This window comes from Stenotrophomonas lacuserhaii (assembly GCF_014836545.1).
In the GTDB taxonomy this organism is placed as follows: domain Bacteria; phylum Pseudomonadota; class Gammaproteobacteria; order Xanthomonadales; family Xanthomonadaceae; genus Stenotrophomonas; species Stenotrophomonas lacuserhaii.
Genome location: NZ_JACSQS010000001.1, coordinates 211961 through 238827, shown reverse-complemented (window position 1 = coordinate 238827; position 26867 = coordinate 211961). Strand labels below are relative to the sequence as shown.

General features: G+C 66.3%; 26 protein-coding genes and 2 tRNA genes. 10 read left to right on the top strand and 18 right to left on the bottom strand.

The genetic code is table 11. The features are described from left to right. Position 1 precedes the first annotated feature (1 nt). The 3 genes from H9654_RS01200 (at position 2) to H9654_RS01190 (ending at position 1214) form a co-directional block, all read left to right on the top strand. A tRNA-Glu gene (locus H9654_RS01200) sits at positions 2-77 on the top strand. A gap of 57 nt (positions 78-134) precedes the next feature. Beyond that, complete coding sequence (locus H9654_RS01195) at positions 135-1082, top strand: SOS response-associated peptidase family protein (protein WP_191768344.1); 948 nt, start codon at positions 135-137, stop codon at positions 1080-1082. Between the two features lie 46 nt (positions 1083-1128). After that, positions 1129-1214: transfer RNA gene (locus tag H9654_RS01190), tRNA-Leu, on the top strand. A 113-nt stretch (positions 1215-1327) separates the two neighbouring features. Here the strand turns inward: H9654_RS01190 and H9654_RS01185 are convergent. The 12 genes from H9654_RS01185 to ppsR all read right to left on the bottom strand — a co-directional run bounded on the left by H9654_RS01185 (position 1328) and on the right by ppsR (position 12988). Continuing rightward, positions 1328-1543 carry a hypothetical protein gene (locus tag H9654_RS01185; protein WP_191768343.1) on the bottom strand — a complete coding sequence of 72 codons (216 nt, stop codon included), beginning with the start codon at positions 1541-1543 and terminating at the stop codon, positions 1328-1330. Positions 1544-1620: 77 nt separating this feature from the next. After that, entirely contained in the window at positions 1621-3795 is a 2175-nt protein-coding gene (locus H9654_RS01180; protein WP_191768342.1) for a PAS domain S-box protein, read from the bottom strand. Positions 3796-4024: 229 nt separating this feature from the next. Continuing rightward, entirely contained in the window at positions 4025-6400 is a 2376-nt protein-coding gene (locus H9654_RS01175) for a Tex family protein (RefSeq protein WP_191768341.1), read from the bottom strand. A 182-nt stretch (positions 6401-6582) separates the two neighbouring features. Next, entirely contained in the window at positions 6583-6798 is a 216-nt protein-coding gene (locus tag H9654_RS01170) for a hypothetical protein (protein ID WP_042613926.1), read from the bottom strand. Between the two features lie 253 nt (positions 6799-7051). Next, entirely contained in the window at positions 7052-7489 is a 438-nt protein-coding gene (locus H9654_RS01165; protein WP_191768869.1) for a hypothetical protein, read from the bottom strand. Continuing rightward, positions 7489-7695, bottom strand: coding sequence for a PspC domain-containing protein (locus H9654_RS01160; RefSeq protein ID WP_225211783.1), 207 nt, complete (start codon positions 7693-7695; stop codon positions 7489-7491). The genes H9654_RS01165 and H9654_RS01160 overlap by 1 nt, the downstream gene beginning before the upstream one ends. A gap of 75 nt (positions 7696-7770) precedes the next feature. Next, positions 7771-8838, bottom strand: a complete 1068-nt coding sequence (locus tag H9654_RS01155) for a class III poly(R)-hydroxyalkanoic acid synthase subunit PhaC (RefSeq protein ID WP_191768340.1) — start codon at positions 8836-8838, stop codon at positions 7771-7773. Next, positions 8835-9911 (bottom strand): class III poly(R)-hydroxyalkanoic acid synthase subunit PhaE, encoded by a 1077-nt coding sequence (gene phaE, locus H9654_RS01150; RefSeq protein WP_191768339.1) that lies wholly within the window; start codon positions 9909-9911, stop codon positions 8835-8837. The genes H9654_RS01155 and phaE overlap by 4 nt, the downstream gene beginning before the upstream one ends. 13 nt (positions 9912-9924) lie before the next feature. Further along, complete coding sequence (locus H9654_RS01145) at positions 9925-10539, bottom strand: CDP-alcohol phosphatidyltransferase family protein (protein WP_191768338.1); 615 nt, start codon at positions 10537-10539, stop codon at positions 9925-9927. A 442-nt stretch (positions 10540-10981) separates the two neighbouring features. Next, positions 10982-11470, bottom strand: coding sequence for an NUDIX hydrolase (locus tag H9654_RS01140; RefSeq protein WP_191768337.1), 489 nt, complete (start codon positions 11468-11470; stop codon positions 10982-10984). 40 nt (positions 11471-11510) lie between these two features. Further along, entirely contained in the window at positions 11511-12023 is a 513-nt protein-coding gene (locus H9654_RS01135; RefSeq protein ID WP_042613920.1) for a DUF1249 domain-containing protein, read from the bottom strand. A gap of 143 nt (positions 12024-12166) precedes the next feature. After that, on the bottom strand, positions 12167-12988 hold the full coding sequence (gene ppsR, locus H9654_RS01130) for a posphoenolpyruvate synthetase regulatory kinase/phosphorylase PpsR (protein WP_042613919.1): 822 nt from the start codon (positions 12986-12988) through the stop codon (positions 12167-12169). A gap of 146 nt (positions 12989-13134) precedes the next feature. Between ppsR and ppsA the strand changes: the two genes are divergently transcribed. Both ppsA and H9654_RS01120 read left to right on the top strand, forming a co-directional pair. Continuing rightward, the gene (ppsA, locus tag H9654_RS01125; protein WP_191768336.1) at positions 13135-15513 is read left to right on the top strand and encodes a phosphoenolpyruvate synthase; all 2379 of its coding nucleotides are present in this window, start codon (positions 13135-13137) and stop codon (positions 15511-15513) included. 142 nt (positions 15514-15655) lie between these two features. Next, complete coding sequence (locus H9654_RS01120) at positions 15656-16564, top strand: mechanosensitive ion channel family protein (RefSeq protein ID WP_191768335.1); 909 nt, start codon at positions 15656-15658, stop codon at positions 16562-16564. A 117-nt stretch (positions 16565-16681) separates the two neighbouring features. On the opposite strand, the gene H9654_RS01115 is transcribed toward H9654_RS01120, so the two are convergent. The 6 genes from H9654_RS01115 to H9654_RS01090 form a co-directional block, all read right to left on the bottom strand. Next, positions 16682-17794, bottom strand: coding sequence for an alkene reductase (locus H9654_RS01115; protein ID WP_191768334.1), 1113 nt, complete (start codon positions 17792-17794; stop codon positions 16682-16684). A gap of 132 nt (positions 17795-17926) precedes the next feature. Then, positions 17927-18775 carry an EcsC family protein gene (locus H9654_RS01110; RefSeq protein WP_191768333.1) on the bottom strand — a complete coding sequence of 283 codons (849 nt, stop codon included), beginning with the start codon at positions 18773-18775 and terminating at the stop codon, positions 17927-17929. Positions 18776-18953: 178 nt separating this feature from the next. After that, complete coding sequence (gene orn, locus H9654_RS01105; protein ID WP_191768332.1) at positions 18954-19526, bottom strand: oligoribonuclease; 573 nt, start codon at positions 19524-19526, stop codon at positions 18954-18956. A gap of 66 nt (positions 19527-19592) precedes the next feature. Next, positions 19593-20114, bottom strand: coding sequence for a tRNA adenosine(34) deaminase TadA (gene tadA / locus H9654_RS01100; protein ID WP_191768331.1), 522 nt, complete (start codon positions 20112-20114; stop codon positions 19593-19595). Beyond that, complete coding sequence (mntR, locus tag H9654_RS01095) at positions 20107-20562, bottom strand: manganese-binding transcriptional regulator MntR (RefSeq protein WP_101099183.1); 456 nt, start codon at positions 20560-20562, stop codon at positions 20107-20109. Before mntR ends, tadA begins: the two co-directional genes overlap by 8 nt. A gap of 72 nt (positions 20563-20634) precedes the next feature. Further along, positions 20635-21762, bottom strand: a complete 1128-nt coding sequence (locus H9654_RS01090; protein WP_225211782.1) for a DNA adenine methylase — start codon at positions 21760-21762, stop codon at positions 20635-20637. Between the two features lie 396 nt (positions 21763-22158). Between H9654_RS01090 and H9654_RS01085 the strand changes: the two genes are divergently transcribed. Genes H9654_RS01085 through H9654_RS01065 form a run of 5 tightly spaced genes read left to right on the top strand, consistent with a single transcriptional unit; the run spans position 22159 to position 26799 of the window. After that, on the top strand, positions 22159-22809 hold the full coding sequence (locus H9654_RS01085) for a hypothetical protein (protein WP_191768330.1): 651 nt from the start codon (positions 22159-22161) through the stop codon (positions 22807-22809). After that, positions 22809-24131 (top strand): XVIPCD domain-containing protein, encoded by a 1323-nt coding sequence (locus tag H9654_RS01080; protein ID WP_191768329.1) that lies wholly within the window; start codon positions 22809-22811, stop codon positions 24129-24131. Before H9654_RS01085 ends, H9654_RS01080 begins: the two co-directional genes overlap by 1 nt. Next, positions 24124-24792: a hypothetical protein gene (locus H9654_RS01075; protein WP_191768328.1), complete on the top strand. Its 669-nt coding sequence runs from the start codon at positions 24124-24126 to the stop codon at positions 24790-24792. The genes H9654_RS01080 and H9654_RS01075 overlap by 8 nt, the downstream gene beginning before the upstream one ends. A gap of 22 nt (positions 24793-24814) precedes the next feature. Continuing rightward, positions 24815-25468 carry a hypothetical protein gene (locus H9654_RS01070; protein WP_191768327.1) on the top strand — a complete coding sequence of 218 codons (654 nt, stop codon included), beginning with the start codon at positions 24815-24817 and terminating at the stop codon, positions 25466-25468. Then, on the top strand, positions 25465-26799 hold the full coding sequence (locus H9654_RS01065; protein WP_191768326.1) for an XVIPCD domain-containing protein: 1335 nt from the start codon (positions 25465-25467) through the stop codon (positions 26797-26799). Before H9654_RS01070 ends, H9654_RS01065 begins: the two co-directional genes overlap by 4 nt. The last annotated feature ends 68 nt before the right edge of the window (positions 26800-26867 follow it).

The window sequence follows — 26867 nt, the reverse complement described above, 5'->3', positions numbered from 1 at the left end:
CGTCCCCATCGTCTAGAGGCCTAGGACATCACCCTTTCACGGTGGCGACCGGGGTTCGAATCCCCGTGGGGACGCCAATTCTGCAAAAACCCGGCTTCGGCCGGGTTTTTCTTTTCCTGCGCTAAGCTGCCTGCATGTGCTACTCCGCCCAGATCCGCGCCGACTACGCCAAACTGGTCCGCCACTACGGCGCGACGATGTCGCTGGAGGAATTCTCCCGCCTGTACACCTTCGACCCGGCCAAGAAGCGGCCGAAAACCCCGAAGGCGATGGACGATGGATTCCGCGGCGCGCGCACCGATGCCGGCCGCGATATCGTGGCGATGATCCAACAGTGGCATGCGCAGGAACAGACCGGACTGGAAGCCGAACTGCAGCGCCAGCACGAGCGCCGCACCGTTGCCCAGGCCGCCGTGGCCAGCAAGCCCACGCAGAAGGCACGCAATGAACTGCGCATCGCCGGCAACCGCATCGAGCGTGCGCAGTCCCGCCTGGATGACCTGCAGCGCAGCCAGCAGCTGCCGCGCGACAATCGCATCTTCCCCGGCATGTATGCCCCGGTCCTCGTGGCCGAAGACGGCCGGCGGATGATCAAGCCGATGCGCTACCAGTGCCGGCTGCCGGACAAGCCGGCGCGCAACGACGTGCTGTATCCGGGCACCTACAACGCACGCCGAGACAGTCTGGAAGGCTACTGGCGTGGCGCATTCGGCCATCGCCACGGCGTGGTGGTGGTGCAGTCGTTCTACGAGCACGTGCCGCGCAAGGGCTTGCCGCTGCAGTCCGCCGATGACGAGAGCGAGGTGGTGCTGGAGTTCCAGCCACGGCCACGCCGTGACCTGCTGGTCGCCTGCCTGTGGGCGGAGTGGGAAGGCCCCGAAGGCCGCCTGCTGTCGTTTGCGGCGGTCACCGACGAGCCACCGCGCGATGTCGCCGCCACCGGGCACGACCGCGGCATCGTACCGATACGCGAAGCCCATCTGGATGCATGGCTGAACCCGGATCCGACCGACCTGGCCGCGCAGTACCGGATCCTGGATGACCGCGAAGACATCGAATACGCCTGGAGCGAAGCGGCTTGAGGCCTACCCGTGACGCGCGCTTTTGTTTACACTACGCGGCCACGCTGCCGGTGTGGCGGAATGGTATACGCAGCTGACTCAAAATCAGCCGGGGGTGACCCCATGAAGGTTCGAGTCCTTTCACCGGCACCAGCAAGAAGAAAAAGCCAGGCCGCGTGCCTGGCTTTTTCATTGGTAACGACAGCCGCTGGCCGCCATGCCATCGGCCGGTGGGTGACAACCGTTGGTCGTCACGCTTTCCGTCGTCACGCTCTCCGCCACAGCCGCCAGCTCACCCAGCCGCCATGTCCCAGCGTGGCCCCCAGCAGCGCCACCACCGCCCAGCGCAGCACGCTGGCCAGTTCCACGTGCAGCGCCGCCCCCTGCACCTGCTCAAGCAACAGCCAACCCAGCACCGCGGCCATCCACGCCGCTGCCGCAGGTCCATACGCACGAAGCACTTCCCGATCCCAACCTGCCATGCCGTTCCCCGGTGTCTGTGAAGATGCGGGCAGTGTCCCCTGCCCCGCTCTCACCGGCTGAGACCTTCACGCACCGATCAGTCACTTTCCGGTGGCGAATCCAGGCCCATCGGTTCGGACTGCACGTTGTTGCGTCCGGCCGCCTTGGCCCGGTAACACTGCACATCGGCCGCGGCCACCGCTTCGTCCACGCTCATCCCGGTGTTGATCGAGGCGATGCCGATGCTCACCCCGACCTTGATGCGGTGCTGCTCCCACGGGATGGACAGCCCGCCGATGGTATGCAGCAGCTCGCCGGCGATCCGTCGCCCCCGACGCAGCGAACAACCCGCCAGGATCACAGCGAATTCGTCGCCACCCAGCCGGGCCACCACGTCCGAATCACGCACACCATGGCGCAGCACGTTGGCCACCGCCCACAGCACCGCATCGCCGGCCAGATGCCCCCAGGTATCGTTGACCGGCTTGAACTGGTCCAGGTCGATGAACATCAGCGAGGCGGCCTGTCCGGTGCGGTCCACGTGGGCGATGGCCTGCTGCAGGTGCGCTTCGAAACCGCGCCGGTTGACCAGGTCGGTCAGCGGATCCATCTCGGCCAGCTGTCGCGCCTCGCGCTGCCGCGCGCGCAGCTGGGTCACATCGCGTATCACCCACACCGCACCGCGCAGCGCGCCGGCATCGTCATGCAGCCAGGCCTGGGAGACATCCACCGGCATGTTCTCCCCGTCCTGCACCAGCAGCAGGTCCGAGTGCAGGTCCACTGCGTTGCTTTCCGGATCCAGCAGCACCGATATGTCCAGCGGTGAGAGCGGTGCATATTCGGTGGTCAGCTGCATCATCTCCCCCACGTGGCGGCCATGCAGCGGGGCGCCCTCCGGCCCGCCCAGCGCACGCACCGCAGCCGCGTTGGCATGTTCGATGCGCCCGTCCAGGTCCACGCTCAGCACCAGGTCGGTCACCGCATCCAGGGTGATCCGGCTGCGCTGTTCGGCCTGCAGCACGCGCTGTTCGCTGGCGTGCTGGGCGGTGACATCCTGGATCTGCGATACGAAATGCAGCGGATCGCCCTGCTCGCTACGCACCAGCGACACCGAAAGACGCGTCCAGATGACGTTGCCCTCGCGGCCGATGTAGCGCTTTTCCAGGTGATAATGCGCGCGCTCGCCGCGCAGCAGGCCCTGCACCATGGCCAGGTCGGTATCCAGGTCGGCGGGATGGGTCAGGCGCTGGAAATCGACCTGCAGCAGCTCATTGCGCGAATAGCCCATGATCCGGCACAGCGCATCGTTGACGTCCAGCCAGCGTCCTTCCAGCGACACCAGCGCCATGCCCAGCGCCGCGCTGGTGAACGCCCCGGCGAATTTCTCTTCCGCCAGGCGTGCCTCGGCGCGGGCCTGCAACACCTCGGTGATGTCGGTAGCCATGCCGACGAAGCCGGTGATCTCCCCCCGTGCGTCGGCCAGGGCGCTGATCGACAGCCGCACCTGGCGGGGCTGGCCGTCCTTGCGCAGGAAGGTCCACTGCCGTGAAAAAGTGTGCTCGCGTGCCCTCGCGCTGAGTATCGAAAACAGGTCCCCTCCCGCTGCTTCGTCGGCCGGCAGGGTCCGCAGGAACGCATCTGCTTCTTCGCCCTGGTGGAACAGCACCGGGCTGGCGACGCCCACCACTTCATCGGCCCGGTAGCCCAGCAGGCGTTCGGCACCGGAGTTGAACAGCGTGATCGAGCCCTGCTCATCGGTGACGATGACCGCCACTTCATCGGATGAATCGACGATCGACTGCAGCCGCTGGCGCGCACCCGCCACGTCCTGGCGTGCCTGTTGCAGATCCGTCACATCGGCGTGCGCGCCGGCCATCCACAGCGGCGCCCCGTCCGCATCCCATTCGCAGACCCGGCCACGGTCCTGCACCCATACCCAGTGGCCATTGCGGTGGCGCATCCGCACCAGGCACTCGTAGAACGGCGTCTGGCCGGCAAAATGCGCCTGCAGCTGGACATCGGAACGTTGCAGGTCATCGGGATGGACCAGACGCTCGAAGGTATCGGAGCAGATGGGTTGCAGCTCCTCCAGCGTGTAACCGACGATCTCGGCCCAGCGCGCGTTGACCTGCATGTGGCCGGTCGCCGGATTCCACTCCCAGGTGCCAGCCGCGCTGCCATCAATGATCATGCGCAGCCGGCGGACCTGCTCAAGCGCCTGCTCCAGCTGCGCCTGCAGATCGATGGGAGGACGGGCGGACAGGTCGTTCATCGGCGCACCGCGCGCACCCACGCGCAGGCCTGTCGCGTGCCTGCGCACGGGGACCTGGTCGACACGCGTGCAGAACTGACCTCCATGGCCCTCCCGGCATCTGGCCCGGGCCTCATCGGCCCCCTCATCGCCCAGTGTGCGCAATCACGGGGCGCTGCGTAAGCCCCCCCGTCCCAGATCGCCGGAAAGGGCTCGGCCAGACACTGCGGGCCGGCCTGTCAGCCCTGCCTCAGCTGCGCTTGGCGCGGGCGAAGGCGTCGGCCAGCGCATTGTTGGCCGGGGCCGCCGTGCTGCCAGGACGCCCGCCGCCGCCATTGCCACGCGGCTGGCCCGGACTGCGGCCGCCTCCGTCGCGGCGCGCCGGGTTGCCCGCACCTGGACGCTCTTCGCGCGCGCCCGGGCGGCTGGTGGATTGCCCCGGCGTATCGTCCAGGCGGCGGGTCAGGGCGATGCGCTTGCGCGCCACGTCCACTTCCAGCACCTTGACCTTGACGATGTCACCGGCCTTGACCACATCGCGCGGATCCTTGACGAACGTGTCCGACAGCGCCGAGATGTGCACCAGCCCGTCCTGGTGCACGCCGATGTCGACGAACGCGCCGAACGCCGCCACGTTGCTCACCACGCCTTCCAGGATCATCCCTTCGCGCAGGTCCTTGATGTCCTCCACGCCCTCGGCGAAGCGGGCGGCCTTGAACTCCGGACGCGGATCGCGGCCGGGCTTTTCCAGCTCCTTCAGGATGTCACGCACGGTCGGCACGCCGAAGGTATCGTCGGTGAACTGTTCGGCCTTCAGCCCGCGCAGGAAGCTGCCATCGCCGATCAGTGCCTTGATCGGGCGGGCAGTGGCGGCCACGATGCGCTCCACCACCGGATAGGCTTCCGGATGCACCGAGGAAGCGTCCAGTGGCTGGTCGCCATCGGCGATGCGCAGGAAGCCGGCGCATTGTTCAAAAGTCTTTTCGCCCAGGCGCGGCACCTTGAGCAGGTCCTTGCGGCGCTTGAACGGTCCGTTGTCGTCGCGGTGCCGCACTATGTTCTCGGCCACGGTGGAGGACAGCCCGGACACCCGCGCCAGCAGTGCGGCAGAGGCGGTGTTGACATGCACGCCGACCGCGTTGACACAGTCTTCCACGCGCGCTTCCAGCGCCCGCGCCAGGCGATACTGGTCCACGTCGTGCTGGTACTGGCCGACACCGATCGCCTTCGGCTCGATCTTCACCAGCTCGGCGAGCGGGTCCTGCAGGCGGCGTGCGATGGACACCGCGCCACGGATCGACACGTCCAGGTCCGGGAACTCCCTGGCCGCGAATTCCGATGCCGAATACACCGATGCACCGGCCTCGCTGACTACGATCTTCTGCAGCGTGGTGCTGCCCATGGCGGCGATCACTTCGCCGGCCAGCTTGTCGGTTTCGCGGCTGGCGGTACCATTGCCGATCGCGATCAGTTCCACGTTGTGCTTCAGGCACAGGTGCTTGAGCGACTGCAGCGACTGCTCCCACTGCCGGCGCGGCTCGTGCGGGTAGATGGTGTCAGTGGCCACCAGCTTGCCGGTGGCATCCACCACCGCCACCTTGCAGCCGGTGCGGATGCCCGGATCCAGCCCGAGCACGGTTTTCGGTCCGGCCGGTGCGGCCAGCAGCAGGTCTTTCAGGTTGTCACCGAACACGGTGATCGCCTCGGCTTCGGCCTTTTCGCGGGCCTGGTTGAACAGGTCCAGCAGCAGGTGCATGTGCAGCTTGGCGCGCCAGGTCAGGCGGCAGGCATCGAGCAGCCAGCGATCAGCCGCACGGCCGTTGTCGCTGATACCAGCCCTGAACGCGACACGCCCTTCGCCGTACTGATGCCCGGCCTCGGCATCGGTGCCCGGGTCCAGTTCAAGGTGCAGGATTTCCTCGCGGCGCGCGCGGAACAGCGCCAGCAACCGGTGTGAGGGAATCTTCGCCAGCGCTTCGGCATGCTCGAAATAATCGCGGTACTTGGCGCCTTCGTTCTCCTTGCCCTCGGCCACGCGAGCGCGGATCACGCCGTTTTCGGACAGCCAGCTGCGCAGTTCACCCACCAGCGCGGCATCTTCGCCCCAGCGCTCCATCAGGATCGCGCGTGCGCCTTCCAGCGCGGCCTTGGTGTCGGCCACGCCCTTTTCGGCATCGACGAAGGCTTCGGCGAACAGCTTGGGATCACGTGTCGGGTCAGCCAGCAGGCCATCGGCGAGCGGCTCCAGGCCGGCCTCGCGGGCAATCTGCGCGCGGGTGCGGCGCTTGGTCTTGTACGGCAGGTACAGGTCTTCCAGCCGGCTCTTGGTGTCAGCGGCCAGGATGTCGCCGCGCAGTGCGTCGGTCAGCTTGCCCTGCTCGTCGATGCTGGACAGCACCGCAGCGCGCCGGTCTTCCAGTTCACGCAGATAGGTCAGGCGCGACTCGAGGTTGCGCAGCTGGGTGTCGTCCAGCCCGCCGGTGACTTCCTTGCGGTAGCGCGCGATGAACGGGACGCTGGCGCCTTCGTCCAGCAACGCGATGGCGGCACGCGCCTGGGCAGCCTGGGCACCGATTTCATCGGCGATGGTCTGGGCGATCTGCTGGGCAAGCTTGGTATCTGACATTGCGTCCGGCCGTGGCCTTGATGCGGAAAGATCCCATTCTGGCCCCGCACGGCTGGCACGGGAAGTCGTTGACAGCGGCGTGGCAGGCGGGGCAGGAATCCTGCCGGCGCCGACATCCTTGCGTGAGGCTGGGATGTCGGCGCGGACACGCCCTCGATGCGTGTCCAGGCCCGTCAGTGCGATCAGCGGTAGTGGCGTGCGGCGTGCTGCATGACGATGTCGTCGCGCAGGCTCTCCAATGCCATCAACCGGACCTTGCCCACGCCCTGCAGTTCCATGAACCGCTCGGTATAGATCTCCGGCCCCAGCGCGGTATCGGCGCGGGATTTGCTGAAGCCATAGGGCATCACGCCCTTGTCGCCGTCCTTGCTACCACCGACATATAAAACAATTGCCATGTGATGTGTTCTCCAGGTTACGTACTGCGTCTTGAACCAGGTGGCCGCTGCAGTACTGCCTTCACGACCGCCTGAGTGCAGCTTAGCGCGCCGAAGCTGACTCAGATGTCATCAATGGTAATAACGACCGGTTGCATGGAAATGACGGACGATCCACGCGAAATCCTGACGTTTTTTTAACGCCGCGCTAACCCGCTGATCACATACGCCGTCGTTCGCCAGACGCTGACGCGACCGCCCGGCGGCGTTGCCGTCAGGGCCACCAGCCGTGGCCGAAGCGTGCGTAGTGGTCGGCGGCGCGTTCGAATGGATTGCGCACGCTCACCCCGCCGCACAGCAGGTAGACCGGCAGGTACAGCGGCCCCAGCACCAGGTACTGGTAAACGTGCGCGCGCTCGTGGTCATCCAGCTGGATTGTCGGCTCCACCCCGCGCCCGGCACGGTGCGCGTAGGTATGGCAGGCCACTTGCAGGTCACCGCCGGTATGCAGGATGACGTTGCCCAGGGTGATCGCCCCGCCCGGCCCCCACGGCCACTGCTGGAACACCAAAGCACAGTCGCGGCCGCTCCAGCGCACGCGGGCGCCGGCCAGCAAGCCAAGCGCGCCGGCGGCCAAGCCGATCAGCGTGTTGGGCGAGGTCCACAGCGCGCCGAGCAGCTGCAGCGCGCGCAACCAGGAGGGGGCCGGGATCAGTCGGCTTCGTTGGGGATCAGCAGCCACAGGATCAGGTAGACCAGGATGCCCGGGAAGGCCGCCGAGGCGATGGAGACCACCACGAACAGGATGCGCAGCAGGGTCGGGCTCCAGCCGAAGCGGTGCGCGATGCCGCCGACCACCCCGGCGATCATGCGGTCGTTGAGCGAGCGTGACAGGGAACGAGGCGGGATGGCATTCATGGCAGCGGCTCAGATGGTCTGGATACTACCCTAGCCAAGCAAGTGTCTACGCCATGCGTGGGCGGCACGGGCCATTCAGCCAGCGCGCGCCAGCAGCCAGTCGTGCAGCGTCGCCGGCACTTCGCGCTGGGCGCGGCCGGATACGTAGATACCGATATGCCCGCCGCGGAAACTGGATTCGGTGTAATCGGTCGTGCCCAGCCGCCCGCGCAGCGCACGCGAGGCATCCGGCGGCACCAGATGGTCCTGCTCGGCATACAGGTTCAGCACCGGCAACGTGATCTGCGACAGGTCCACGGCGTGCTCGCCGATGCGCACCGTCCCCTTGACCAGGCCGTTGTCCTGGTAGAACTGCTTTATGAACTCACGGAAGGCTTCGCCGGCCAGGTCGGGCGAATCGAAGATCCACTTCTCCATGCGCAGGAAGTCCTCCAGCGCGGCCTTGTCATCCAGGATGTCGAGCAGGCCGACATATTTCTGCACGTTGAGGCGGAACGGCTTGAGCATCAGGTAACTGCTGTTCATCAGGTCCGCCGGGATGTTGCCCAGCGTATCCACCAGCAGGTCCACGTCCACCTGCCGCGCCCAGTGCGACAGCATGTTGTCGGCGGTATGGAAATCGACCGGCGTGACCATGGTGACCAGATTGGCCAGCTTGGCCTGGCGCAGCGCGGCGTAGCACAGCGCGAACACACCGCCCTGGCAGATGCCGAGCATGTCCACCGGCCCGCCACTTCGCGCGTGCAATGCATCCACCGCGCCCTCGATGTAGCGCAGCAGGTAATCTTCAAGGGTGAGGTAGCGTTCGGAGCGGTCCGGGTAGCCCCAGTCCAGCACGTAGACGTCGTGTCCCAACGCCAGCAGCCTCTGCACCAGCGAACGGTCGGCCTGCAGATCCACCATGTACGGCCGGTTGACCAGAGCATAGACGATCAGCAATGGCCGGGCATGCACCGGCGGCTGGTCGCCCACGAACCGGTACAGCACCACCTTGCCGTCGCTCCAGACCGCCTCGCGCGCGGTGGCGCCATAATCCACGTCCTCCACCGATGGCAGCAGCTGCAGGCCCTCCATCAGCTTGCGCTGCATGGCCAGGGTCTCCTGCATCAGGTCGTCGGCATTGAATCCCAGCGGGCCTTTCATGCGCGCGGCTTCCGGACGCGCGGCTTGGCCGGCTTGGCCGCTTTCGCAGGCTTGGCCGTGGGGGCCACTGCGCTGGTTGCACGCGAAGCGCGCTTGCGTGCCCGCGGCACCACCTTGGCGACCGCCGGTTGCACTGCATCCGCCCAGTCGTCGCTTCCCGCAGCCGAGGCCGGGGCACGCAGCAGCGGCTCCACGCTGGCCTGCAGGCGGCGCAGCTGACGCTCCAGCTCGGCGATGCGCTTGTGCGCGGCATCCATTTCGGTCCGCGTCGGCAGACCGACGCGTTCGCTCAGCTGCTCCACTTCGTGCTGCACGGCCGAACGCAGGCGCATCTGCGCATTGCCCAGCGAGGCGAACACCTGCTGGAAGCTCTCCGACAGCGCCACCTTCGCGTAAGCCTCCTCGGCCACTTCGATCCACAGGTCGAACATCGCCCGTGCGCTGGTCAGCTGGCTTCCCGGCGACTCGTGTTCGGCGAGCCGCTGCTCGAACAGCGCGAACGCCGCGTCCAGCGCCTGTTGGATCTGCGCCACATACTCCCTGGAATGGCCCTGGAACGCCTGCTGGGCCTGAAGAAGCCTCTGCCAGCGCGCCTGGTGTTCGCGCGCCGGGCCGAATGCCGGACTCTGCAGCCACGGCGCCAGGCGCTCCTGCCACTGCTCCAGCACGGCCACAACATCGTCCATGCCGCCGCCAGCGCCGGTACTCCCCTGCGCGCCCTGCAGCATCCAGTGCAGCAGGTTTTCGCCCTTGCCCTGCCCCATCACCGCATCGCGCCAGGCCTGGGCCACGTCGGCACTGCTGGCATCGCGGCCGGCAAACCGTGAGGCCACCTGCTGCATCGTGCCGTACCAGCCGCCGGCCTGTTCGCGGAACCGATGCAGCGCATCGTCCGCTGGGCCGGGGCCGCGCTCGGGCAGCAGCTGCGCCCACCAGTCCAGGACCTGCTTCCACTCACCCGGATCGGTGCCACCGGCACCGCCCTGGCGCAGCGAATCCCCCCACGCGCCGTAGTACTGGCGCGCAAGGGCCTCGAAATCCATGCCGCCGGGCTGGTTGGTTGATCCGCTCATGCCGATACCTGCGTCATGGCTTGGGGATGTGCAGGGTCTTGCTGATCATCAGCGACCCGGACAGCGCGAACAGCAGCACCAGCGGATGCAGCTGCCACGGACCCAGCTGCCACTGGCCCAGCCACAGTTGCTGACCGATGCCGCCGGTGGCCGCGGCAATGGCCAGCACGATCACCAGCAGCAGGCTGGTCGGGATCGGCGTGCCTTCGAAATACGGCACCTTGTCACCGCCATCGGACAGCGCCTCGGCGGTCACGTTGTAGCGCGCCAGGCGGCTGACGCCGCAGCAGACGAAGTAGCTCAGCACCAGCCAGTCCCAGCCACCCTGCATGCCGCAGGCATACGCCAGCGCGGCCGGCGCCACGCCGAAGGAAATGACATCGGACAATGAATCCAACTCACGGCCAAGGGTGGAGCTCGACTTGCGCCAGCGCGCGATGCGCCCGTCCAGCGCATCGAAGATGAAAGCCAGCGGTATCAGCGCCATGCCGAACAGCAGGTAGCCGTGTGCCCCGTCCTGCAGGAAGCGCATCGCCGCGAACACAGCGCCGGTGCCGCAGAAGGCGTTGGCCAGGGTGAACCAGTCGGCCAGCTGGAACTCGCGCAGCATCGAGAAGTGTCGTTTCATGAAGGCTCACGGGCAGCAGTGGGCTACAGGGTACGCGAGGGCGCGCAAAGGCAACAGCGGCGCGGGAGTGGCGCATTCACCCGCCCATCACGGATCATCACATGCGGTCAATTTTTGGCCACCCATCTTGACAGCGTTGCCCGACGGGGGCGAACGGCGGTTATCCACAAAGTTGCTCACCAACAATCCACACCCCCTGTGGACAACCTGCGCCACTGAGGTGGCGCAGGTTGTCCGCGCATGCCGTACATCCCCCCGCCTTCGGCGCGCCCCCTTTGAAGGGGGCTCTCCATCTGACGGACCGCAGTATGACGGGGTTCAAGCGAAAGCCCTTCAGATCCGGCTCGTGGCGCAGGTTGTCCGCGCATGCCGTACATCCCCCGCCTTCGGCGCGCTGGACTCGGTAGCGCCGAGCCATGCTCGGCGGTGCTGCCCGCGCCCTTCAGATCCGGCTGTAGCTCCAGGACTGCATCCGGCCGTCCCGGTAGGGCATCACGCCATGGAAGGCGCGCGGATCGGTGTCGAACACCAGCGGCAGGAAATGGCGATCACCTTCCCACATCGGCAGGCTGTCCAGCTTGTCCATGTCCACCCACTCCAGCGTGCCTTCGTGGTTGCCGCCGTGCGGGGTGCCCTCGTAGGCATCGACCACGAACACGAACCCGAACCAGTCCTCGCCGTGCTTGCCGAAACCCGGCCAGCTGATGGTGCCGCGCAGCTGCATCGAGGTGCAATCGATCCCCGCCTCTTCCTGGATCTCCCGGCGCATGCCGGTGGCGACGTCTTCGTCCGGCTCCACCTTGCCACCCAGACCGTTGTACTTGCCCAGGTGATGGTCACCCGGCCGCGTGTTGCGGTGGATCATCAGCACCTGGCGACGATCAGGGGACAGCACGTAGCCCAGGGTGGCGACGATGGGGGTGTACGGCATGCGCGGGTCCAGCAACGGGTGAGCCGCTGATTATGTCCGATCAGGGCACGATCGACAGACGCTTCTCAGCGCTGGCTGCCGGTTCCGTGCCGTGGTCCCGGACCAGCGTGGCCACGCCGTGGCCGCGTTCGGCCAGGTAATCCAGCCACTTGCCCAGGAAGGTGTTCATGCGCATGCGGTGGCTGATTAGCTCGGCCGGTGGCGGGTACATGCCCACCACGTCCTGCCAGCGTCGGCCCACGTAGCAGTGCGTGGTCTCGGCCTGCCGGGCGTCGCGGTACAACCGGATGTAAGCCGAAGGGTCCGGCTGCCCGGTGACCGGATCGCACAGGTCGTAGGTAAGCCGCAGCTCCACCGTATAGGCGTGGCGGGCGATCACGTCCAGGCGGACATCCAGCCCATCACCGACCGAGGAAACATAGCTGCCAACCTCCAGGTCACCGGGCGCGAACAGGCGCACCAGGTGCCGGTGGTTTTCAGCGTACAGGCCCATCAACCAGCTGAGCCGGCTGAGACGGGGAATGCGTTCGGCGAGAGGACGGGCTTGGGCCATGCCTCGATCCTACACAAAGCGGACACGCCGCGGCAGCTTGTGCGGCCCCCATGTTGGGCGCACGATCAGGGTTGGCACCGCTTTGGTGGGTGAAGACCCCCGCTTCGGTGGGTGACGACCGTTGGTCGTCACGCTTTTCCCCCTCAATACAACTCGCGCCGCAGTCCCAGCGTCGCCAGCACCTTGCTGGAAATCTCCTCGATCGAGGTATGCGTGGTGCTCAGCGTCGGCACCCGCTCCAGCTGGAACATGCGCTCGGCGATGGCCACTTCGCGCCGGCAGGTTTCGGCGGCCGCATAGCGCGAGTTGGGCCGGCGTTCCTGGCGTATCTGCTGCAGCCGCTCCGGATCGATGGTCAGCCCGAACAGCTTGCGGCGGTAATTGCGCAGGCGCGGCGGCAGCTGCTCGGTTTCCAGGTCTTCGTCGGTCAGCGGGTAATTGGCCGCGCTGACCCCGTAATGCAGCGCCAGGTAGATGCAGGTCGGGGTCTTTCCCGCCCGCGAGACGGCCACCAGGATCACGTCGGCATCGTCGTAGTTCACCGCGATGCCGTCATCGTGGCTCAGCGCGAAGTTCATCGCGTTGATCCGGCGGTGATAGGTCTCGAAGTCGACCATGCCGTGCGCCTGGCCCACCCGCGACAACCGCGGCGAGGACAACTCGGCCTCCAGCCGTTCGATGAAAGGCGCGAAAACGTCCAGCATCAGCGCCCCGCTGCTGGCCAGGATCACGCTCAGGCTCTGGTCCACGCAGGAGTTCACCACGATCGGCCGGACCTGGTAGCGCTCCCCGGCCGCCTGGATCCGGGCACAGGCCTCGGCGGCTTTTTCCGGGTCGTCTATGAACGACATCCGGTCGGTGATGAAGCTGAATCCGGAGAACTGGGTGAGCAGGCTATGCCCAATGGTTTCAGCGGTGATACCGGTTCCATCAGAGACATAGAACACCGGTCGGATGGTCGTCATATGCGCATTTTCCCAGTCCGAAACTTAAAACAGCTGCTGTCACAAGCTTGTGCCGACGGCAGTCCGACCGGCATCATAGCGGCTTCTTCCTACGGACGCGGCCATTTCCAGCCCGCCTCGGGCGATGGCCAAACGGAGCATCGCGCTTGAACGAGAATATCCTGTGGTTGCACGAACTGCGCTTGGCCGACCTGGCCCGCGTGGGTGGAAAAAATTCGTCGCTGGGCGAAATGATCGGCAACCTCGCCGGTCTCGGGGTGTCCGTGCCCGGGGGCTATGCCACGACCTCCGAAGCCTTCAAGGACTTCATCGCCCATAACGATCTGTCCAAGCGCATTTTCGACAAGCTGGCCACGCTGGATGTCGAAGACGTTGCCGCACTGACCGCTGCCGGCAAGGAAATCCGTGGCTGGGTCATCGACGCGCCGCTGCAGCCGCAGCTGGACCAGGACATCCGCACGGCGTATGCGCAGCTGAGCGCTGAGAACGGCGGCGGCGACATCGCCGTGGCCGTGCGCTCCTCGGCCACCGCCGAAGACCTGCCCGATGCATCCTTCGCCGGCCAGCAGGAGACCTTCCTCAACGTGACCGGCGCCGACGATGTCGTGCTGAAGGTCAAGGAAGTATTCGCCTCGCTGTACAACGATCGCGCCATCGCCTACCGCGTCCACCACGGCTTCAAGCACGAGGATGTGTTCCTGTCCGCCGGCGTGCAGCTGATGGTGCGTTCGGGCGTCGGGTCGTCCGGCGTGCTGTTCACCCTGGACACCGAATCCGGCTTCCGTGACGTGGTCTTCGTGACCTCCTCGTTCGGCCTCGGCGAGATGGTCGTGCAGGGTGCGGTCAACCCGGACGAGTTCTACGTCTACAAGCCCACCTTGAATGCCGGCAAGCCGGCGATCCTGCGTCGTTCGCTGGGCAGCAAGGCGATCCGCATGGTGTATTCGGACGTCCCCGGTGAGCGCGTGCGCATCGAAGACACCCCGGCCGACCTGCGCAGCACCTTCTCGATCAGCGACGAAGACGTGCAGGAACTGTCCAAGCAGGCGCTGGTCATCGAAAAGCACTACGGCCGTCCGATGGACATCGAGTGGGCCAAGGACGGTGTCAGCGGCAAGCTGTTCATCGTGCAGGCGCGCCCGGAAACGGTGAAGTCGCGCAGCCACGCCACCCAGATCGAGCGCTTCGCGCTGAGCCAGAAGGACGGCAAGGTGCTGGCCGAAGGCCGCGCCGTGGGTGCCAAGATCGGTGCCGGCACCGCCCGCGTGGTCAAGACGCTGGACGACATGGCCCGCGTGCAGCCCGGCGACGTGCTGATCGCCGACATGACCGACCCCGATTGGGAGCCGGTGATGAAGCGGGCTTCGGCCATCGTCACCAACCGCGGTGGCCGCACCTGCCACGCCGCGATCATCGCGCGTGAGCTCGGCGTACCGGCGGTAGTCGGTTCGGGCAACGCCACCCAGCTGATCCAGGATGGCCAGCAGGTCACTGTCAGCTGCGCCGAGGGTGACACCGGCTTCATCTACGAAGGCATCCTCGAGTTCGAACGCACCACCACCGATCTCGGCAACATGCCGCCGGCGCCGCTGAAGATCATGATGAACGTGGCCAACCCGGAACGCGCGTTCGACTTCGGCCAGCTGCCGAACGCGGGCATCGGCCTGGCGCGTCTGGAAATGATCATCGCCAGCCACATCGGCATCCATCCGAATGCGCTGCTGGAATATGACCGCCAGGACATGGCGACGAAGAAGAAGATCGACGAGAAGATTGCCGGCTACAAGGATCCGGTGAGCTTCTACGTGGACCGCCTGGCCGAAGGCATCGCCACCCTGACCGCGTCGGTGGCCCCGAACCCGGTGATCGTGCGCCTGTCGGACTTCAAGTCCAACGAGTACGCCAACCTGATCGGCGGCACCAACTACGAACCGCACGAAGAAAACCCGATGATCGGCTTCCGCGGCGCCAGCCGTTATGTCGACCCGAGTTTCTCCGCTGCCTTCGCGCTGGAATGCAAGGCCGTGCTGCGCGTGCGCAACGAGATGGGCCTGGACAACCTGTGGGTCATGATTCCGTTCGTGCGCACGCTGGAAGAAGGCCGCAAGGTCGTCGAGGTGCTGGAACAGAATGGCCTCAAGCAGGGCGAGAACGGCCTGAAGATCATCATGATGTGCGAGGTTCCGTCCAACGCGCTGCTCGCCGATGAGTTCCTCGAGATCTTCGATGGCTTCTCCATCGGCTCCAACGACCTGACCCAGCTGACCCTGGGCCTGGATCGTGACTCCTCGATCGTCGCGCACCTGTTCGACGAGCGGAACCCGGCGGTCAAGAAGCTGCTGTCGATGGCGATCAAGGCCGCCCGCGCCAAGGGCAAGTACGTCGGCATCTGCGGACAGGGTCCGTCCGACCACCCGGACCTGGCCGAGTGGCTGATGCAGGAAGGCATCGAATCGGTGTCGCTGAATCCGGACACCGTGGTCGACACCTGGCTGCGGCTGGCCAAGCTGAAGCAGGGCGGCTGACGACCGCTGCGGTAGTGGCGGGCCGCCCGCCGGCCGCCACGCTTCTACAGGATCTTTACCGCTTCACCGGCATACTCGTGCCACACACACAAGCCCCGCCTATGCGGGGCTTGTTGTTTCCAGCGCCCGACCAGGAGACCGCATGTCCGCCGCCGCCCCCACGCCCGATCCCACGCCCGCCCTCCCCGCATCGTCCTGGTGGCACAGCCTCAACTGGGAACGCATCTTCGAAACCTACGGCCTGCCGCTGATCGCCGCCATCGTGGTGCTGCTGGTCGGCATCTGGCTGGCCCGACGCGTGTCCAACGTGCTGCCACGCGCCACCGCGCGGGTCGGCATGGACCCGATGCTCGGCAGCTTCATGCGCAATGTGGTGTATGCCGCTGCGCTGGTGATCGTCGCGGTGCTGGCCATCGCCACGCTGGGCGTCCCGATCTCCCCGCTGCTGGCGGTGCTGGGTACCGCGGGCCTGGCGATCGGCCTGGCCTTGAAGGACTCGCTGTCCAACATCGCTTCCGGGGTGATGCTGGTGACCCTGCGGCCGTTCCGCGTGGGCGACGTGGTGACCGTGGCAGGACAGACCGGCACCGTGCGCGACGTGCGCATCTTCCAGACCGTCATCACCGGCGCCGACAACCAGCACACCACCATCCCCAACACGCTGATCACCGCCGCCCCGATCATCAACCTCACCGCCGAGCCGACGCGCCGCGTGGAGCTGGTCATCGGCATTGGTTACGAGGACGACATCCAGCTGGCGCGCGATACCGCGCTGTCCATCATGAAGGCCGACAAGCGCGTGCTGGCCACCCCGGCGCCGGACGTGGTGGTGTACGAACTGGGAGCGCACTCGATCAACCTGGGCATCCGCTGCTACGTCAACGCCGCCGACCACTTCGGCACCAAGGTGACGCTGCTGGAGCAGCTGAAGCTGGGCTACGACAAGGCCGGCATCAACATCCCGTATCCGCAGCAGGACATGCACCTGTACCTGCACGGCAAGGACGGCAGCGTCACCAACGCCGAAGCCCTGGTGCGCGATCCGCGCTGAGCCCCGGTAGTGACGGCCGCTGGCCGTCATGCCCCTGCTCCTGGTGGTGACGACCGTTGGTCGTCACGCTCCTGCCTTCCGCTGCGCTCGCCGAGCATGGCTCGGCGCTACCGCCCGCTACGCTTCCGCTGCCTCCAACGCCGGGTAATCGGTGAATCCTTCCACCCCGCCACCAAAATAGGTTGCCCGGTCCGGCTCTTTCAAGACCGCACCGGCCTGCAATCGTTGCGGCAGGTCCGGGTTGGCAATGAATGGCCGGCCGAAACCGATCAGATCGGCCCAGCCCTTCGCCAGCGCCTCTTCGGCACGCGCCAGGGTGTACTTGCCCGCATAGATCAACGTGCCGCTGTAGATGATCCGCAGTGCCTCCTTGAACGCCACCGGCATCAGCGGTGCGTCTTCCCAGTCGGCCTCGGCAATGTGCAGATAGCCCACGCCCAGCTGGTCCAGCACGTGCGCTGCGGCCAGATACGTGGCCTGCGGCGTGTCATCCACCGCGCCCTGCAGCGTGGTCAGCGGCGCCAGCCGCACCCCTACCCGCTCGCCGCCGGCCACCTTGACCACCGCCGCCGCCACTTCGCGCAGGAAGCGCAGGCGGTTGCCCAGCGCCCCGCCGTAGCCATCGGTGCGCTGGTTGGCCTGCGAATCGATGAACTGGTTGATCAGGTAGCCGTTGGCACCGTGCAGCTCCACCCCGTCAAAGCCGGCGGCGAGCGCATTGCGGGTGGCCTGTGCGTACTCGGCGACGATGGCCGGGATCTCATCCTCCAGCAGCGCCCGCGGCATCGAATGCTGGATCATCTCGCCCACCCCGGACTGCGGCCCGGCACCAGCGGGATCAACGAACACCTTCACTCCCTCGGCCTGCAGCGCGGACGATGAAACCGGTGCGGCATTACCCGGCTGCAGCGCCACGTGCGAGACCCGCCCCACATGCCAGAGCTGCGCGAAGATGCGACCGCCCGCGGCATGCACCGCATCAGTGACCGCGCGCCAGCCTTCGATCTGCGCGGTGCTGTGGATGCCCGGCGTCCAGGCGTACCCCTGGCCCTGCGGGCTGATCTGGGTGCCTTCGCTGACGATCAGGCCGGCCGAGGCGCGCTGCGCGTAATAGGCGGCCATCGCCGCGGTGGCCACGTTGCCTTCGGCGGCCCGCGAGCGGGTCATCGGCGGCATCACGATACGGTTGGCCAGCCGCAGCGGACCCAGGGAATACGGGGAGAACAGCATGGAAAATCCTTGCGCGATGAGCATGCAACAAGGATGGGGGCCGGCCGCCGCCGCTTACAGACCCGGCCAGGCAATTCAGTTGTGCCTGTGGTGCAACGATCAGCGCCACGTCAGCCCAGCAGCACCGCCCGGTCAGCCTTGGGCGATGCGCTGGTAGCAGGCCTGCACCACGTCCTCGCCGTACTTGCGCTCCAGCCGGCGCACGATGAAATGGCCGCGCGCCACGTCCTGGTAGTAGTCGGTGAACATGGTGTTCAACGCCGCACCGGTGGCCGCGCCGACGATCGGCACCGCCTGCGCGGCGAACTTCTCGGTGATCACCACGCCGAACCGAGCGGCTACCTTTTCCACCAGCTTGGCCAGCAGTTTGCCGGCTTCCTTCGGCGCCACGCCGAGGGTCAAGTTGCGGCCGGTCACCACCCGCCCGGCCAGCTCGGCCGACAGGTGCCGCACCACGTCGGCAGTGAAGCCACGGGCCAGGTAGTAGCCGGTTTCACTGGCGTCGTCGCTCTTGGCGTTGCCGCCCAGTGCGAACACTTCCAGGCAGGCCTGGCGAGTGGACATGTCGGCCAGGTCGAAGCCTTCGCTGCGCGCTACGTCGGCCACCGCGCGCATCATGATGGTGGTCGACACCGGCAGTTCGATCAACAACGCGGCAAAACCGAAGGCGCCGCCCACCGCGCCGGATGTGGCCGCCGCCAGCTTGTGCCAACGCGTGGAGGCGGATTTGCCCGGCGTGTTGTCCATGCTCATCAGCGCGCCCTGCACCGCCTTGTACAGTGCCGCCTGCACGGCGCCATGGATACGGCTGGATACCGCGTTGGGCAGGCGGCTCACCGCGAATTCCAGCGGCGTGCCGACCAGGTTGGCCATGCGCGCGGTGATTGTCGGGGCCTCCAGCAGGCTCACGGCGCGCTGCAGGTCGGCCCAGTCCTGGGGCTGGTGGGCGATGTCACGCGGAAGCAGGATCGGCTCGTTCATGGGCCGATCTTAGCGCTGCGTAGTTGAACGGCCGGGTGATGACCCGCGCGTGTGGGTGACGACCGTTGGTCGTCGCGCTTTTCAGCTCCATTGCACCGCAAAAGCGTGACGACCAACGGTCGTCACCCACCTTTGCCCTCGTCACCTACCGAGCACCACATGGTCCAACCGTGCTCGATCAAGCTGTCGGCAGGCCCGCCAGCGTGCCCATGAACTGCCGGTAGTGCTTCAGTTCGTTGATAGAGTCATGCACATCGCTCAGCGCGGTGTGGTTGCTGTTCTTGCCCACCCCGGCGGCCACCGCCGGGGCCCAGCGCTTGGCCAGCTCTTTGATGGTGGACACATCCAGGTTGCGGTAGTGGAAATACTTCTCCAGCCGCGGCATCTCACGGTGCAGGAAACGACGGTCCTGGCAGATCGAATTGCCGCACATCGGCGAGGCGCCCGCGCCGATCCACTCGGCCAGGAAATTCACCGTGGCCGCTTCGGCCTGGCCCAGGCTGACCTGGCTGTCCACCACGCGCTGCCACAGGCCCGAGCGGCGGTGCTGGTTGCGGTTCCACTCGTCCATCGCGTCCAGCCGCTCCACCGCGTGGTGGATGGCGAACTCCGGGCCTTCGGCAAGCACGTTGAGCTGGGCATCGGTGACCACCGTGGCGATCTCGATGATGGAATCGTTGTCGGTGTCCAACCCGGTCATTTCCAGGTCGATCCAGATCAATCGGTCATTGCCCGCGCCGGTGTCGGCCATCGTGTTGCCTCGCTGTGGGCGGGCCGCAGGCTCGCCATGAATGGATGCGCCATGATAGCGCGTCGTTCAGCCTTCGTCGGCACCCGGCGCATCCAGCGACAGCAGCGGGCGGCCGCGCTTGGCCCTGAAATAGTTGGTCAAGCGGGTGCTCGCCTCGCGTGCCAGCACGCCGCCGTGGATCTCTACCCGGTGGTTGTGCCGCGCATCACCGAGCAGATCGAACACGCTGCCACAGGCGCCGGTCTTCGGGTCGGTAGCTGCATACACCAGCCGGCCCACGCGCGCGTGCACGATCGCCATCGCGCACATCGCACAGGGCTCCAAGGTGACGTACAGCGTGCTGCCCATCAGCCGGTGGTTCTGCAGCGCCCTGCCCGCCCGTCGCATCGCCACGATCTCGGCATGCGCGCTGGGGTCGTGCTCGGCAATGTTGAGGTTCCAGCCTTCGCCCAGCACTTCACCTTCGGCACTGACCAGTACCGCGCCGACCGGTATCTCGTTGAACTCGCGCTGCGCCCGCTCGGCCAGCGCCAGTGCTTGGCGCATCCAGTGTTCGTCGGCATCGTGGACCGGCAGCGCATCAGACATGCGGCGCCGCCTTGGCCAGGAAGGCCTCGAAGGCAGCCAGGGTCGCCTCGCTGACGTGGTGTTCGATGCCTTCGGCATCGCGCCGCGCCGAATCGGCATCCACGCCGAGCGCCAGCAGGAAGCGCTCCACGGTCTGGTGGCGCACGCGCACATCACGCGCCAGCTGCTCCCCGGCCGGGGTCAGGAACACGCCGCGGTACGGGCGCTGGATCGCCCACCCTTCCTTGACCAGGCGCTTGAGCGCCTTGGCGACCGTCGGCTGGGCCACCCCGAGGCGGCTGGCGATGTCCACCTGGCGGGCCTCGCGACCGTCGGCGATCAGGTCGGCGATCAGCTCCACGTAGTCCTCCACCAGCTCGGACCGGCGTGCCTCACGCACCTGCGCGAAACCCTCCATGTGGACCTGGGTGGCGGGCAGGACGGATTTCGGGCGGGTGCTGTCGGGCATGCGGGTATTGTACGCGGGCGCCCGCGGGGCCGCAGAGCATGACGGCCAGCGGCCGTCACTACCAGAAGCGGTTCAACGCTTGTCCAACAGGTACAGGAACTCGGTCACATGGGTGTCCCGGGCGCCCAGGTTGCGGCTGCCGCGGAAGGTGTTGTAACGCGTGTCCATCACGCTCAACGCGCCCATTGCTTCCAGCGCGGCAACGAAGCGCTCGTGGCTGATGAAGCCCTCCGAGTTGTACGAGATCAACACAAAACGGGCGCGAACCTGCGCCACCGCGTCGAACAGCGCGGCCTCGGCCAACCGGGCCTTGTTGTAATCCGACCGGTTCCAGTCGGTCGGAATGCCCGAGACCCGGCTCACCTGCGACGGCCGCCGATAATCACACAGCAGGTTCAACATGAAGTAGTTCGAACCGTACGGATGCTCGTTGTAGGGCGGATCGAAGTACGCCACGTCCACCATGTCCAGCTCACGCACGAGCGCATTGGCATCGCAGCGGTGCAGCTGCACCTCGCACGCAAAGCGACTGAACACTGGCGCCTGCACCTCGATCGGGCGCAGGATGCGCGACAGCGCGTTACGTGCCGTGCCACCGAACTGGCCCACGCCTTCGCGGTTCTTGTGGAATCCTTTGAACACGCCAGAGGTGTTGGTGTACATCGACGCCTGCGCCAGCACCGGCGCCAGCAGGAATGGCCGCAGCGCCGCCGGCGTATCCACCAGCACCTGGCAGAAGGTATCCAGGAACATCGCGTTGCGCCGCGTATAGAACACCCGCTCACCGGGTTGGATGTCATCGTCGTCCAGCGGCGCATACAGGTCGCACAAGAAGCCCGGCGCCAGTTCGCGCTGCACCCGGCGTGCAACGCGGGCCAGTTCTTCCTCCAGCGCTGCCGCATCCACATCCGCCACGTTGGCCTGGTAGCAGCGGTTGCCGACCTCGCTGTAGCGCTCCAGGTCGTTGCACTGCAGGGTGGCGGCATGCCGCCGCGCCATCCGCGCCACCACGCCGGAACCGGAAAACAGATCCAGGAAATCGATCCGCGCCTTGCCCAGGCAGTGTTTGGCGTGTGCGATGCCCGCCTCAACGAAAGGCAGCAGCGCGCGCTTGTTACCGATATAGGTGATCAGCTGGCTGCGCAGGAACGCCGCGTGCTCCACAGGCACGGAGTAGATGGAATCTTCCTGCGGATTCAAACGGTTCCCCTGATCACATGACGGCCATCGAAATTCCCCGCCATGGTAGCGCCGAGCCACGCCCGGCGGGGTGTGCAGTGCAGTCAATCACAGCTGGGATCGGGCATTTCCGCCGAGCATGGCCCGGCGCTGCCGATGCGATCCCGTTACCCGCGCGCCAACGTTTTGACGCAAACGAAACGTCAAACTGGTAAAAAGGACGATCTATTCGTCACGAATCGAGCACATGTCGCCAGGGACCGGAGACAACATCGCAGCCCCGCACACCGGTTCGAGCCCCAGGCTCCCGCGCGTGCGCCCTGCCCTGCGCCCGCTACCGGCGCGCTCGATGGCTTCCGTGGCCACCGCATGACCGCATCGACTTCCCCCTTACCACCCGCGACCAGGAGGCCCCCCGTGCGCCGAACGTTTCTGCCGTGCGCTGCCCTGCTCCTCCTTACCGCCTGCCATCCGGAAAACGCCATGAACCAGGAAATCACTACCGCCGAAAAGGACGTCGAAAACGGCGGCCGCGGCTTGGCCAAGCTCAATCCCAGCCCACGCCAGGCGTTCGAGCTGGTGCTGAGCCTCGCCGATGCCCCCGGCACATTCGCCGTGGTGGAAGGCGTTGCCCAGTACGACGTCACCAACGAAGACGAATGCGGTCGCATCGTTTCGGCCACCGGCATGGCCGCGCGCATCACCAGCCAGGAGCCGGTGCAGCTGAAGAAGGTGTCCGATACCGAGTACCGTGGCACGGTCTACCTGGACCGCATGCTGGATGAGGATTACTACGGACGCGGTGTCTGCAAGTGGACCTTCAGCGGCGCCGGCGCGATGTTGAAGGCCACCGGTGCCGACGGCGAAACGCGCTTTACCTCGTTCATCGAAGCCGATCAGTTCATCGCCGGCAAGGCCCTCACCCGCTATTACCCGGACCGCGATTACCCACGCGTGGAATCGGTGCCGGACTTCGGCCAGGCCGGCCACGAAGATCCGTCGCGGTTCCGCCCGGAGCTGCAGGACGCGCTGTTCACCGCCACCCTGACCGCCCATGAGGTGCGCTGATGCCGCTCACCCACCGCGACTACGCCGCACTTTCCGCCGACGCGTATGAAGACCACAAGGTCGGCCGCCGCGCGCCCGGCCAGGAAGAACTGGTGCCGCTCAACGGGCACAACTACAAGGTGCTGGAGCACGTAAACAACCGCCAGAACGGCTACCAGGGCACGATCTACCAGCGCGAGGACACCGGCGAGATCATCGTCTCCCATCGCGGCACCGAGGAGATCCTGCAGGACGCTGTGCTTGCCGATGGCGGGATGGTGCTGGCGCGCTACAACCTGCAGGCCAACGATGCCATCGCGCTGACCCAGCGTGCGGTCGCATTGTCCAAGCACATCGGCGAGAACGAAGGCCGGGCCCCGGAAGTCAGCGTCACCGGGCATTCGCTGGGCGGCGCGCTGGCCCAGGTCACCGCCCACCACTTCGACCTGAAGGGCGAAACCTTCAACGCCTACGGCGCGGCCAGCCTGGGCCTGCGCATCCCCGAAGGCGGCACCAGCGTGCTCAACCATGCCATGGCATCGGATCCGGTGAGCGCGGCCTCCGGCCATTACGGCGAGGTGCGCCTGTACGCCAGGCCCGATGAAATCAGTACGCTGGACAACGCCGGCTTCAGCAACAAGTGGTACAACGGCGTGATTCCGGATTCGGCGCTGGTAGCCGCCGCCGGTTCGCTGGGCGCGCACAAGCTCGGCAATTTCGCTGATGCCGGTTCGGTGCTGGATGACCCTGCCACGCAGGCGTTGGCCAAGCAGAACGCGCGGATGATAGATGAGTACCGCGACAAGATGGAGCTGCTGCGAGGGGCGGTCACCACCGGCGCGCGCGGCATGCCGGGCGTGGCGGTGGACCTTTACGACCGGATCCGCGGCCCGCTGGATCCGGGCGAGCCGGCCCGCAAGGCGGCAGAGGACGCGCACAAGCGCGATGGTGCGATGCGCATGGACAGTCCCGGCCACCCCGGCAACCTGCTGTTCCAGGACGCATTGCGCGGCGTGGAGGCGCAGGACCTGCGCGTAGGCCGCACGCCGGACCAGCACAGCGGTCAGTTGGCTGGCAGCCTGGCAGCGGAGATGCACGCCAACGGCGGCACCCGCATCGACAGCGTGCTGATGAGCAGCGATGCCTCGCGCACCTTCGGCGTGCAGGGCCAGGCCAACGATCCGGCGCAACTGCGCGTTTCGGTGGCGACCACCGAGGCGATGCAGGTTCCCCTGGAACAGAGCAGCGAACGCGTGCAGCAGGCAGCAAGCCAGCGCACCGGACAGGAGCAGGAGCGGCAGCTCGCACAGCAGCAAGACAGCGCCAGGCAGCTGCATGCTTGAGTCGCACGCTTGTGCAGACAGGCTTCGGCCGAGGTGGCAGGCCCTGCTGCCCTGCCTCGCCATTGTTGCGCTTGCTGCCTGCCATCCGCACGGTGCGGAACAGGACGCTGGGCAGAACGAACGCGGCCTCGCCAAACTCAATCCCACCCCGCGGCAGGCCCATGAGCTGGTATTGAAGATCGCCGATGCGCCCGGCCCTTTCGCGGTGGTGGAAGGCAGCGCGCAGTACGACGTCATCAACGAACAGGAATGCGGGCGCATCGTGCCTGCCACCGGCCGCGCGGGCCGCATCACCAGCCGGGAAAGCGTGCAGCTGCAGAAAGTCGGCGACAACGAATTCCGTGGCACGGTTTACCTGGACCTGATGCAGGACGAGGACTACTACGATCGCGGCGTCTGCCAGTGGAAGTTCAGCGGCGCTGGCGTCCTGCTGAAAGCCACGGGTGCCGATGCAGAGACGCGTTTCCTGTCCTTCATCGAGGCCGACCGTTTCGTCAAGGGTGACACCGAAAGCCAGCATTACGCCCATCTGGGTTATCCGCGCGACGCCATGGACAACTACGCCGATTACGGCGAAGACGCACCCGAGGGCTTCAAACCGGAGCTGCGTGGGTCATTGTTCAGCGTCACCCTCGTCAGCCCACAACCACCATCGCACTGACTTCGTTCCGAGAAGGCACCCCATGCGCAGAACGATCCTTCCCTGCCTCGCCCTGCTGCTCATCACCGCCTGCCATTCCGAGACTGCCATGAACCAAGAAATCACCACCGCGGAAAAAGACGTCGAACAGGGCGGCCGTGGCCTCGCCAAGCTCAATCCCACGCCACGTCACGCATACGAGTTCGTGCTGAAGATCAACGACGCCCCCGGCCCGATCAACGTGGTGGAGGCCGTGGCGCAGTACGACGTGACCAACGAAGAACAGTGCGGCCGCATACAGCCGGAAACCGGCACCGCTGGCCGGATCACCAGCCAGGAGCCTGTCGAGTTGCGAAAGGTGGCCGATGGCGAATATCGCGGCATCGTCTACCTGGACCGCATGCTCGACGAGGACTACTACGGTCGCGGCGTGTGCCGCTGGGAGTTCAGCGGTGCCAGTGCGATGCTCAAGGCCACCGGGGCCGAAGGCGAAACCCGCTTCACCTCGTTCCTCGAATCCCCGGCCTTTGCAAAGAGTGAGCCGCTGACGCGCTACTACGCCAACGCCGTATACCCGCGTGCCGAGGCGCTGCCCGACTACCGTGCTGGCGGTGAAGCCGCGCCCACCGACTACAAGCCTGAACTGCAGGATTCGATCTTCTCCGTCGAGCTCTCCGCGCGGCAGGTCCAGCCATGAGCCTGACCAGCCAGGATTACGCCGCGCTTTCCGATGATGCGTACAAGGACTACGCCGTTGGCCGCCGTGACAATGGCAAGGACGAACTCGTCACGCTCAATGGTCACTCGTACAAGATCATCGAACATGCAAACAACAAGAGCAACGGCTATCAGGGCACGATCTACGAGCGTGCCGACACCGGCGAAGTCATCGTTGCCCATCGTGGCACCGAACAGATACTGCTGGATGGCGTAGTGACGGATGCCGGCATGGTCCTCACACGTGCCAACCTGCAGGCGCCCGATGCCATCGCGCTGACGCAGCGTGCGGTGGCCCAGGCCGAGGTCAGCGCCTCGTTGAACGGGCGTGCGGCCGAGGTCAGCGTCACCGGACATTCATTGGGCGGTGCCCTGGCACAAGTGAGCGCGCACCACCACGGCCTGAAGGGCGAGACCTTCAATGCCTATGGTGCAGCCAGTCTGGGTTACCGCATCCGCGAAGGCGGCGATGCGATGGTCAACCATGTGATGGCCGCCGATCCGGTCAGCGCGGCGTCCGGCCACTACGGCCAGGTGAAGGTCTATGCGAACGAAACCGAGATCAAAAACCTGTACGGATCCGGCTTCCGCAACGGCGCGGTTGCTGGCTTCCTGATGCCCGATTCGGCGTTGCTGGCCGCCGGCCGCTCGCTGGATTCGCACAAGATGGGCAACTTCCTCGGCGCGGGCTCGGTGCTGGACAACCCGGCCTCGCAGGCGTTGGCCAAGCAGAACGAAGGCATGATCAGCGAGTATCGCGACAAGCTGGAATTCCTGCGCGGTGGAGTAACGACCGCCACCCGCGGGGGAATCGGAAACGCGGAGGACATCATCAACCGCATCCGCGGTCCGCTGGAACCGGGCGAGCCTGCGCGCAAGGCAGCGGAGGAAGACGCCCACAAGCGCGACGGCGCGATGCGCATGGATCAGTCTGGTCATCCCGGCAACCTGCTTTTCCAGGACGCGCTGCGCGGCGTGGAAGCACAGGACCTGCGCGTGGGCCGCACGCCGGACCAGCACAGCGGCCAGCTCGCCGGCAGCCTGGCGGCGGAAATGCATGCCAACGGCGGCACCCGCATCGACAATGTGCTGATGAGCAACGATGCCTCGCGCACGTTCGGCGTGCAGGGCGAAGTCAACGATCCGGCGCACCTGCGGGTGTCGGTGGCGACTACCGAGGCGATGAATACTTCACTGGATCAGTCCAGCGAACGGGTGGCATCACAGCAGTCCGCGCAGCAGGTGGCCTCGCAGGATCGTGACCTGCAGATCGAGCAGAGCCAGGTCGCTGCGCGCAGCATGAATGCCTGAGCCGTTCCCGGGCGCCTTGGTTGGGTAGGGCCTACGGTACGCGTCCGTGGCTCCCTCAAGCCGATCTC